General features: G+C 40.5%; 10 protein-coding genes and 1 pseudogene. 5 read left to right on the forward strand and 6 right to left on the reverse strand.

Annotated elements, in window-relative coordinates; genetic code table 11:
- Window positions 1–2: 2 nt before the first annotated feature.
- Together Q0R88_RS25670 and Q0R88_RS25675 are read right to left on the reverse strand one after the other, a co-directional pair.
- A complete protein-coding gene (locus tag Q0R88_RS25670) occupies window positions 3–887 on the reverse strand; it encodes a hypothetical protein (RefSeq protein WP_295721380.1) in 885 nt (294 codons plus the stop codon).
- Window positions 871–1845: a stage II sporulation protein M gene (locus Q0R88_RS25675; protein WP_295721382.1), complete on the reverse strand. Its 975-nt coding sequence runs from the start codon at window positions 1843–1845 to the stop codon at window positions 871–873. Before Q0R88_RS25675 ends, Q0R88_RS25670 begins: the two co-directional genes overlap by 17 nt.
- A gap of 90 nt (window positions 1846–1935) precedes the next feature.
- Here Q0R88_RS25675 and Q0R88_RS25680 point away from each other — a divergent pair, with 90 nt between their 5' ends.
- The gene (locus tag Q0R88_RS25680; RefSeq protein ID WP_295721384.1) at window positions 1936–2664 is read left to right on the forward strand and encodes an RDD family protein; all 729 of its coding nucleotides are present in this window, start codon (window positions 1936–1938) and stop codon (window positions 2662–2664) included.
- Here the strand turns inward: Q0R88_RS25680 and Q0R88_RS25685 are convergent.
- Window positions 2646–2960, reverse strand: a complete 315-nt coding sequence (locus Q0R88_RS25685; protein ID WP_295721386.1) for a DUF2752 domain-containing protein — start codon at window positions 2958–2960, stop codon at window positions 2646–2648. The genes Q0R88_RS25680 and Q0R88_RS25685 overlap by 19 nt on opposite strands.
- 285 nt (window positions 2961–3245) lie before the next feature.
- On the opposite strand from Q0R88_RS25685, the gene Q0R88_RS25690 reads away from it, so the two are divergent.
- Window positions 3246–4673 (forward strand): L-serine ammonia-lyase, encoded by a 1428-nt coding sequence (locus tag Q0R88_RS25690; protein WP_295721387.1) that lies wholly within the window; start codon window positions 3246–3248, stop codon window positions 4671–4673.
- 45 nt (window positions 4674–4718) lie between these two features.
- Here the strand turns inward: Q0R88_RS25690 and Q0R88_RS25695 are convergent, their stop codons facing one another.
- The 3 genes from Q0R88_RS25695 to Q0R88_RS25705 form a co-directional block, all read right to left on the reverse strand.
- The gene (locus Q0R88_RS25695; protein ID WP_295721389.1) at window positions 4719–5384 is read right to left on the reverse strand and encodes an SGNH/GDSL hydrolase family protein; all 666 of its coding nucleotides are present in this window, start codon (window positions 5382–5384) and stop codon (window positions 4719–4721) included.
- Window positions 5385–5452: 68 nt separating this feature from the next.
- Complete coding sequence (lipB, locus tag Q0R88_RS25700; protein WP_295721391.1) at window positions 5453–6208, reverse strand: lipoyl(octanoyl) transferase LipB; 756 nt, start codon at window positions 6206–6208, stop codon at window positions 5453–5455.
- The gene (locus tag Q0R88_RS25705; protein ID WP_295721393.1) at window positions 6208–6852 is read right to left on the reverse strand and encodes a 4'-phosphopantetheinyl transferase superfamily protein; all 645 of its coding nucleotides are present in this window, start codon (window positions 6850–6852) and stop codon (window positions 6208–6210) included. The genes lipB and Q0R88_RS25705 overlap by 1 nt, the downstream gene beginning before the upstream one ends.
- Window positions 6853–7052: 200 nt before the next feature.
- On the opposite strand from Q0R88_RS25705, the gene dcd reads away from it, so the two are divergent.
- The 3 genes and pseudogenes from dcd to Q0R88_RS25720 all read left to right on the forward strand — a co-directional run.
- Window positions 7053–7589 carry a dCTP deaminase gene (dcd, locus tag Q0R88_RS25710; RefSeq protein WP_295721395.1) on the forward strand — a complete coding sequence of 179 codons (537 nt, stop codon included), beginning with the start codon at window positions 7053–7055 and terminating at the stop codon, window positions 7587–7589.
- Between the two features lie 255 nt (window positions 7590–7844).
- On the forward strand, window positions 7845–10571 hold the full coding sequence (locus tag Q0R88_RS25715) for a TonB-dependent receptor plug domain-containing protein (protein ID WP_295721397.1): 2727 nt from the start codon (window positions 7845–7847) through the stop codon (window positions 10569–10571).
- Between the two features lie 67 nt (window positions 10572–10638).
- A pseudogene (locus Q0R88_RS25720) lies at window positions 10639–11028 on the forward strand (TonB-dependent receptor); the annotation flags it as partial.

Below are 11028 nucleotides of genomic sequence, written 5' to 3' on the forward strand. Positions count from 1 at the left end.
GCTTAATATTGTTCGGCAGGCAAATCATTGCTGTTATCGGTGCCTTTGCCAAACGTATCAATACGGCCTAAAATACCGGTGCCATCCTTTTGCTCCGAAAGGCTGAAATAGCACATCGTTAATGCAATTGCCGGTAAGGTGTACGCAAGCATTAACACATTGCGCATAATGCTGAAAAATATCACAATTGGTGTATTAAAGCTTTTAAGCGATACAAATGAGCGGGTTGTAAGTATCAGGCTCATGGGTACATTAATAAAGGCGCCCAAAACGCTTACGATGATACTCATGATGACGATAACCCCAAAAACCGTCCACCAGTTATCTTTTACTAATGTGAAACTTTTATTGAAAGCATAGCTGAATGAGGTATTTTCCATCACTATAATGGGAAATAAAAGGTAAAGCGGCGGCATCAGGTATATGCCGGGAATGATACATAAAAGAAAACCTACAAACATTAGCAGTACCATTAATACGCTACTGCCCAGCGCCCGCCAAAAGTAGTATTTAAAAAATCCCCAAACCTCGGCAAAGGTAGGCTGTCTATCTTTTCTTTCCAGGTAAACAGCAATATAGCAAAGCGTAACCAGGTATATGCTTAACTGCGCAAATACCAGTATAAGCGCATTTACAATAACGGTTATTGCATATGAGTAAGCTGTTGTTGCAGAATCATACGTATCGGGATTGAATTTTGTGGTTGTTAAGCCTACTAATTTTAGTTGGGTAAGGGCGGTTGTAGCAGCGCCTGCAAGCACAAAAAAACCGCATATAATAAATAATGCTTTAAATAAGGGTTTAAAGTTTTCCTTTAAAAAAGTAAATGTGTCATTTATAATTTCGCCAAAATCGCGAACACGTCTTAATTCAATAGGTTGTTTCATTAATTATAAGGTTTGTGTTTAGTTTTTTATTTAGTAATGCCGGGTACAATATTACGTACCAAATGATGAACACCAATGACGATGCTAAAATAGTTATGCTTAACCAGGCAGGCATTTCGGTATGCCGGGTTACAAAACTTTCAAAAAAGGCGGCTGTAAGAATGATAGGGATTATGCCTATAGTTATTTTTAACCCTGCTTTTGCACCGTTTTTTACCGATACCAAACGGGTGTGGGTTTTAGGGAAAAGTAAACTGTTCCCCAAAATGAGCCCGGCTGCGCCTGCAATGATAAATGACGAAATCTCCAATGTGCCATGAATCCATATTACCAGCACAGATTGCAGACCAAGACCTTTGCTAAAAAAATAGTATTGAAACGAGCCCAGCATAATGCCATTTTGCAAACTCACATACAATGTTCCTATCGAAAAGAAAATCCCCAGTACAAAAAAAATGACAGCAACTTTTGTGTTGTTGGCAGCTATCATCAAATAAATGGCAACAGATGAGCTATCTTTATATACACCAAAAGGATCGCCTTTGGCTATGTTATCATTAGTCATATTCACATAATCATTGCCCATGATCAGTTTTACAAAATTGGTATCGTACTTTGCAGATAGGACACCCATGAGCGTGAAGATTATAAAAAAAATAAAAGAGTAAAGAAGCTGCCTTCGGTAAGTATAAAATATAAGCGGAAGCTCATATTGCCAAAAGCTTATAAAGCGATTGGTTTTTTCCTTTTTGTTTTTATAGATAGATTGATGAAAACTGGCAGCAAGGCCATTTAAATATTGTGTTGTTTTTGATTTTGGATAAAAAGTTTTAGCGTAGGCCAGGTCATCTGTTATAGCGATAAAAGCCGATGCAAGTTCATCCGGATCATTTGTCTTATTCTCCTCGTATTCCTTCCATTTTTTTGAACTTTGTTTAATAAACAGGGCTTCGCGCATCTTTTTTTAGCGATTATTTTTTTGTTTAAAATACTCACAAAACTTTAATAAGCAATCATATTTTTAAATAACAAATATATCTTTGTTAAGATGCAAACGATAACAGTCCATACCACCCAAAACATTGATATTGATTATGAGATAGCCGGTATTGGGGAGCGCATACTGGCGCTGTTAATTGATTATGGGATATTTATTGCATTAAGTATCGTTGGGGGGATTTTGGCCATCAACGGATTGACTGAATTTGGGGTAAGTTTTTATTTCATAGTTGTAGGCGTAGCTTTTGCATTTTACGATTTAGTTTGCGAGGTTTTTTTAAACGGACAGAGCCTGGGCAAGCGCATCCTTAAAATAAAGGTGATCAGCCTTGATGGTAACCGGCCAACTTTTAGTCAGTATTTATTACGCTGGGTATTAAGATTTGTTGATTTCCCGTTAACCGCTTATCTCGGCGCTCTTGTTTCGGCAATTGTTACTGATAATGGGCAGCGCATTGGTGATATAGCTGCCGGCACTGCTATGGTGAAAACACATCCGCGTACGCAAATGAATAACCTGGTATTCAGGCCATCTGATGATACCTACGTGCCGGTTTTTAAAGAAGTGAGCCAGTTGACAGATGATGATATTAATTTAATTGCCGATGTGCTCCATAATTACATGCGAACCCGTAACAGTATGATAGTATATAATATGGCCCGGCGTATTATGGATCATTTTCAAATTGCTTTGCCGCCCGGCATGAACGATATGCAATTTTTAGAAACCATAATTAAAGATTACAGCCACATAGTAGCTCAGGCTGATATGTTGTAGTGGTTGTAAAGCCCCCACATTTTAATGCAATAACTTATAAGCACTATACTGCCTGCAACCATAAAAAAAGATTTTTTTATGGTTGATTTTGATGTATCCAATTTTAAATACCTGTCGGCAATGCCGTATGCAAAAAATAAAAGTAAGGGTATGGCAGCAGGGTATATCCCAAAGCTTTTGTGAATGTCGCCCTGTAATAAGGCCATTACAGAACGCTGAAAGCCGCAGCCCGGGCAATCAACGCCGGTTAAATATTTAAAGGGGCATGGGATTAAATGATGCTGCAGCCAATTCATAATAGCACCAAATTATAAAAAAATATTTTAGAGGCTGTTTAAAAATAAAAAACATGTCGTCATTGCGAGGTACGAAGCAATCTCCCAATAGGCAGATCGATCTTGTGAGCCCCTCTGTACAGCTTAGAGATTGCTTCGTACCTCGCAATGACGCGTGGGTATGTGCTTCATTAGAAGTCTAAAAATATTTAATAGTCATTTTTAGACAGCCTCTAACTAAAAATTACCTCATCTATCATATTTATTACAAAGCTTCAATGATATATTATTTTTAATTTTGACCTGATGCAAAGAGAACAGATTTCGGTATTTGACATGTTTAAGATAGGGATAGGCCCATCAAGTTCGCATACGCTTGGCCCCTGGCGCGCTGCTCAGCAATTTGTACAATCGCTTGAACAACAGGAGGTACTGCCTATGGTTGAACAGGTGAAGATATTGCTTTATGGTTCCCTTGCTAAAACCGGAAGAGGCCATGGTACTGATATTGCCATTCTGTTGGGTCTTAGCGGCGATGATCCTGTAACTTTTGAGGTTGACCAGATCACTCCTAAAATTGATCATATAACATCATCGCATCAATTAATATTAGGCGGAACAAGGTCGATTAATTTTTCTGTGGCTGATGACCTGCTTTTTTTGTTTAACGAAAGCTTGCCTTTTCACCCCAACGCGGTAACTTTTCAGGCGTTTTTAAGTAATGGCAGGGCGATATCAGAAACTTATTATTCTATAGGTGGCGGTTTTGTGGTAAAAGAGGGTGCATCGGCACAATCAAAAAATGAAGTCGATCTGCCATTCCCGATTGATACCGCTGCCGACTTGCTCCATTGGTGCATGAAAACCGGTTTAAAGATATCCGAAGTAGTGATGGAAAATGAGCTGGCCTGGCGCAGCGAGCAGGAAACCCATTTGGGAGTTTTAAATATATATAAAGCGCTAAAAGAATGTATGTATCGTGGTTGCCACACTACCGGCCAGTTACCCGGTGGCTTAAACGTGGCAAGGCGCGCTTTTAAACTAAACAGTAAACTAATTGGTAGTAATACCTATTCAAATTATGATGAATGGGTTGCCGCCATCCGCAAAACAGGTGGAAGCTTTAAAAATATACTGGATTGGGTAAGTTGTTTCGCGCTGGCTGTTAATGAGGAAAACGCCTCTTTTGGCCGTGTTGTAACCGCTCCAACCAATGGTGCCGCCGGTGTTATACCAGCTGTGCTGCAATATTTTATTATTTTTTGCGATTGTAATACCGATAAGCAGGTTATCCAGTTTTTACTTACCGCATCAGAGATTGGGAGCATATTTAAAAAAGGCGCCACCATATCCGCAGCGATGGGTGGGTGCCAGGCAGAAATAGGCGTATCATCAGCAATGGCGGCCGCGGCTTTAACAGAATGCCTGGGTGGCACACAAAGGCAGGTATTAATGGCTGCCGAGATAGCTATGGAACATCACCTTGGCCTTACCTGCGATCCCATTGGCGGCCTGGTACAGATCCCCTGCATCGAACGGAATACGATGGGAGCCATAAAAGCCATCACCGCATCGCAACTGGCCTTGCAGAGTAATCCCGAAAAAGCCAAAGTAAGCCTGGATGCCGTGGTTAAAACCATGTGGCAAACCGCCCTGGATATGAACTCGAAATATAAAGAAACATCTGACGGGGGACTGGCGATTAATATTCCTATCAGCCTGCCGGAATGTTAGCCCCCAAGCCCCCTGAAGGGGGAGTTGGATTTATTGGTTGGCAACTTACTTTTTAAACTGCTTTAATATTTCAGGCACAAGCTTTTGAACCCACATATTATACATTTTGGCCGATGGGTGAAGGCCGTCATTAGCCAGTAGGGTAAGATCAAAAGCGGCTTCTTTGGATATAGGGGTAATATCAATATAGTTAACGCCTGCCTTCTTGCTTTCTTCAAGGTTAATGGCGTTAAACTGGTCTATTTCCGGGCCAATTTTGCCATCATCGCCATGGGCGTAAGGAGTAACACCATAGTCGGGGATGGATAGCACAAACACATGTTTCTGATTACCCTTTGCAAACTTGATGGCCGTATTTAAAACCTGTACAAATTTAACCCGGTAGTTGGTTTGGCTGTAACCCCCATATTGATCATTAACGCCAATAAGCAACGTTACAAAATCATAGGTTTTACCTTTTATATCATTGGCATCATTTATTGCGGATATCAATTGATCGGTTATCCAGCCGGTCCGGGCTATGATATGCGGCTCGGTCACCTTAAAATCGGGTAGTTGGGCGGCAAGCTGGTAGGGGAATGATTCCTGTGCCGTAACTGATTGCCCAATGGTATATGAATCGCCAAGGGCAAGGTAGCTTAAAGTGTCTTTAATAGTTACGGGCACTACAACAGGCGGCGTAGTTGTAGTGTTATTGCTGTTATTCTGCATTGAATCAGTCTTTTTTGTGCACGCGGATAGCGCGCTTATCGAAAATAGAATTAAAAATAGTGTTTTCATTACATCATCTCCATATCAAACAATACGGAAATATGATGCTTTAGGATTTTTTTAACTTCATTAATTTCAACTTCGTGGCCAAGTTCCTGCTGCATGGAGGTTACAGCCTTATCATCAATGCCACAGGGCACTATGTTTTTAAAGTAATCAAGATTGGTATTTACATTAAACGCCAGCCCATGCATGGTTACCCAACGGCTGCAGCGCACACCCATAGCACAAATTTTGCGCGCCTTTTCATTATCGGCATCAAACCAAACACCGGTATAGCCGGGGTAACGCCCGGCTTGCAAACCATAATCGGCAAGGGTGAGGATTACCGCTTCTTCCAATGTGCGCAGGTAAAGGTGGATGTCGGTAAAAAAGTTATCGAGATCAAGTATAGGGTAAGATACAATTTGGCCCGGGCCATGGTAGGTAATATCACCACCACGGTTAATGGTATAATAAACGGCCTGTTTTTCTTTCAGTCCTTCCTCGTCTAACAGTAAATGTTCGGCTTTGCCGCTTTTGCCTAAAGTGTATACGTGCGGATGTTCGCAAAATACCAGGTAATTAAAGGTTTCGTCGGCAACAAAAGGTTTATAGGCATCCGCAGGAACCAGGCTTTTAGCAGCTTCGCTATAAGCTATTTCGTTGTTGCGGTTATCCAGTTTAGTTTTCACCGTGGTCGAGAACAGATCTTCCTGCCTGTCCCAGGCTTGCTGGTAATCTATCAATCCCCAATCCTGGAAAAAAACTTTTTTATTTTTCATCACATATCCCCTTTAACATAACCAATCATATAATTTTCATACTGCATGTAGCCCACCGTATAATCAATGTTAAGGTGCTTTTTATGCAAATTGGCATTTAACGCGCCATGGTGTTCAAAATTAAAAGGCTCCAAAATAATATTATTGGCAAATGAAACCTCCTTTTGCCCGTTGCATTTGTAAATGGCTTCCTTGGCGCACCAGCAAACGTACAGGTGTTCAATTTTTTTATTGCTGTTAATAAAAGCAAGTTCCTGGGGCTGCATAAATTTACTGGCAATGCGCTCTACTTTTTGCTGAATCTGCTCAATATCTATCCCCACTTTATGTGTTTTGCTAATCATCACGGCAGCATAGTCAAAAGAGTGGCTTAACGAGATATGGTAGGGGAGGTTTACCAGGTAAGGCTTGCCATGCGAGTCAATTCTGCAGTCAATATATTCATCGGTACGCAGCATCTTACGCAGCAGTACGCGTGTGCCCAGCCAGTGCAGGTGGCGTTTGCCTTTGCTCAATTTTTCAACAAAGGCTTTTTCCTCGTCGTTTAATTGTAGCTGCACATACAGGTCATTAGCCTCCTCCTCAATTTTCCAGAGTGCAAACTCTGTATCATCATCAATACGCTGCCTGTATGCTATCGCCATAAAAGTAAAATTGCAAAATTGGATGCAAACTTATGTGAAATAATTTTAATTATAATAATTGCCGTATCATATTCGTAAAGTATTGATTTTTAATATGATATTCAATCATTCTTGTGCTTTTGCCGATTTTAACAATGTTTGGATAATTACCGGTGCCTTTATTTTAATTTTTATAATTTAGGCCCTTCCAAAAACAGGCTATGATATTATCTGATAAGCGCATTCTCGAAGAAATAGAAAAAGGAACAATAATAATTGAACCCTTTCAGCGCGACTGCCTTGGCACCAATTCATATGATGTGCATTTGGGCAAACACCTGGCTACTTACCGCGATAGGGTGCTTGATGCTAAAAAACATAACGAGATTGATAGCTTTGAAATACCAAAAGAAGGTTTTGTTTTGCAGCCAAATACCCTTTACCTGGGGGTAACAGTAGAGTACACCGAAACACACAAGCACGTACCTTTTTTGGAAGGAAAATCGAGCACAGGCCGCCTGGGTATTGATATACATGCCACTGCCGGCAAAGGCGATGTTGGCTTTTGTAACACCTGGACACTGGAAATTTCATGCGCGCAACCTGTACGCATTTACCCCGGTATGCCTATTGGGCAGCTAATATATTTTGTTGTGGAGGGTGAAATTGAAACCCTGTATAACACCAAAAGCAACGCCAAATACAACAACCCTACCACCCGCCCGGTTGAAAGCATGATGTGGAAGAATAAGTTTTAAGCTGCGGCGGCAGGTTTTATATTTGGGTTTTGATGGTGTAATGAAATTTATTTTTTATTACATTAAACCTTTATTTAATACCATTGTCAAACCGGCTACTTAATAACCTAACCTAATTATGAAAAACGAACTTTATCTTCACGGCGCTCATGATGCCCGGCATCTGAATACTCAAAAATTTGCACCTATAAGTCGGTAACATACTTGTTATAACAGTATTACAATATTTCTGTAGATTGAATTTTATTTACCTTGATGAAAAATAAACAATTAACCATCGGTTTATTAATAACTGTTATCATTACAGCTATTTTAGGTTTTACAGGTCCGGGCGATGATCTTTTACATAATCTGGTTGATCAGCTTTATAAGTGGCGGGCCAATCATCCGCAGGAAAAAGTTTACCTGCAGTTTGATAAACCCAACTACGCCATAGGGGATGATATTTGGTTCAAAGCCTATGTTACCATAGGTAGCAAGCACCAGCTATCGGCTCTTAGCGAAATATTGAATGTTGACCTGATAGACGAAAATGATTCCGTAAAACGCAGCATTAAACTTCCATTAACAAGCGGGTTGGCCAGCGGTGATTTTGCCCTTGCCGATTCGATGAAAGAAGGCACTTACCGCATCCGTGCCTATACCAATTGGATGCGTAATGAAAGCGAGGCTTATTTTTTTGATAAAACCTTCACTGTTGTTAATAGTATTAATAATACAGTTTTCACTAAAACCGCATTTACCTACAGCATTCAAAACGGGAAGCAAAAAGTAAACGCGCTAATTAATTATACAGATATAAATGGCGAACCCTATAAAGCTAAAGAGGTAAGTTACCATGTTGAGCTAAACGGGAAGACTGTTTTTAAGGGCAAAGGTATTACCGATGATAAAGGGAATCTGGAGTCTGCTTTTATAAATACAACCGGCGATATAGCCGCAACCGGGCACATTGTAACCACTATGAAGCTTGCTGATAAAAAAACAGTTGAAAAAGTAGTGGCGATAAAAGCGGTATCCAATAAAGTTGACGTTCAGTTTTTTCCGGAAAGCGGCAGCCTGGTTAATGGCATAAATTCAAAGGTTGCTTTTAAGGCTGTGGGCGCCGATGGCTTAGGCGCTAATATTAAAGGAACTGTTGTTGACGATCAAAACCAGCAGGTTGCCACATTTAGCAGTACACATTTGGGTATGGGCGTTTTTAAGCTGATTCCGTTTAGCGGTAAAACCTATAAAGCCCACGTTACCTATGCCGATGGTTCTGAAGGGGTATTTGATTTGCCCAAGGCAATAGATAATGGGTATGTTTTGAGTATTGATAATTCTTACGATGATGACATCGCTGTGAAAATATTGCCGGGCAAGGATCTGCTGGCCACTGATACACCTACTGGCGGTCTGATGCTGGTTGCCCAAAGTGGCGGCGAAATTTATTATGCAGGCAATAGCGCCGATGGAGGTAAATCATTTGCTGCTGTGGTGCCCAAAAGTAAATTCCCATCGGGCATTGTGCAGTTTACCTTGTTTAATGATAAAGGAGTGCCATTAAATGAGCGGTTGGTGTTTGTAAGGAACAGTGATGAACTTAAACTTTCCATATCATCAGATAAGCAATCCTATGCTCCCCGCCAAAAGGTAAATATCAGCCTTAATGCCAAAAACAATCAAAGTAAACCCGTAAGCGCCAGCTTTTCGGCAGCTGTTATTGATTTGTCGAAGGTTTCTGTAGATGAAACGGCCGAAGAAAGTATTTTCTCGAACATATTACTCACGTCTGATCTGAAAGGTTACATTGAAAAACCGGGTTATTATTTTCATAATATAAATGCAACACCGCAGGCCGATCTGGATGTGCTGCTATTAACCCAGGGCTATCGCCGTTTTGAATGGAAAAAGTTATTGGATGATAGTTTTGAACCTATAGTTTTTCAGCCCGAAAAAACACTGCAGATATCGGGGCATTTAAAGAGCCTTTGGGGCAAGCCTGTAGCAGGAGGTAAAATAACATTGTTTACCACATCGGGCGGAGTTTTTGTAATTGATACCGTATCTGATGCCAAAGGTAATTTTGTTTTTAAAGATCTTGTTTTCAGGGACAGCATCCGCTTTGTTATACAGGCCCGCACGGCAAAGGATCGTAAAAGTATTGATATTGAACTGGATAAGGTTGTTCCACAGGCTTCCGGGAAAAATAAAAATGCGGCCGACATCCAGGTAAATATAAGCGCCGGACTTTCTGCATACCTTAAAAACAGTAAAAACAAGTATAGCGAGGATATAAAATACGGTATTGGCAACCATACTATTCTATTAAAAGAGGTTGTTGTACGGGATGTGAAAGATAAGAAAGAACTGGTTAAAAACTCCAATAATTTAAATGGCCCCGGTAATGCCGACCAGGTACTTACCTATAAAGATTTCGAAAATTTTGGCGCTAATTTTGTCAGCACCTTGCAAATGAAAATATTTGGCGTGATCTTTAAAAACGGGGTGCCGTATTCAACCCGCAGCCAGAGTACACCAATGACCATAATGGTTGACGGTATACCGGTAGAGAGCGACTATTTAAATACCTTAAGTACAAACGATGTAGGGAGCGTTGAGGTCTTACGCACAATTGGTAATACAGCTATATACGGTTTCAGGGGAAATGGCGGGGTGTTGGTAATTACAACAAGGCGGGGCGGAGATGGCAGTGGATATAATAAATATGCGCCGGGCGTGGTTACTTATGCGCCAAAAGGGTACTATAAAGCACGGGAATTTTATTCGCCGCAATATGATGATCCCAAAACAAATACCCAGATGCAGGATCTTCGATCAACCATTTATTGGAAATCAGATATCTTAACAGATAAGGATGGCAATGCTACACTATCATTCTTTAACGCCGATGCCAAAGGCACCTACAGAGTTTTAATTGAGGGAATAGATATTGATGGTAATTTGGGCCACCAGGTGTATACCTATAAAGTTGAGTAATATCACTTGATGATGTTTTATCAATGGCATCTGTTATCCAAAATCTTGCTTTTTATTATCAGTTGATATGAAATTTATTTTTACTTGTATTTTAACAGGTCTTTTATTTGTTGCTTTTAAAGGTTTTGCCCAAACGGATAGTGCTTTTTTAGCCCACACTATAAATTCGCTTGATAGGTATTCGTTGGCGAACCCGGTAGAGAAGGTTTACCTGCATCTTGATAAACAAGCCTATATGCCTGGCGATACCATCTGGTTTAAGGCATATACGGTTGCGGGCGAGAACCATGGTTTATCAGTCATTAGTAATATAGTACATGTTGAATTACTTACCGAAAAAGATTCTGTAATAAACAGGATAGCTATACCCCTAAGTACAGGTATAGGTTGGGGCGATTTTGCGCTGCCCGTTTTAACCAGGCCCGGCAGTTATCAAATACGTGCCTATACCAATTGG

This window comes from Mucilaginibacter sp. (assembly GCF_025362475.1).
Lineage (GTDB): Bacteria > Bacteroidota > Bacteroidia > Sphingobacteriales > Sphingobacteriaceae > Mucilaginibacter.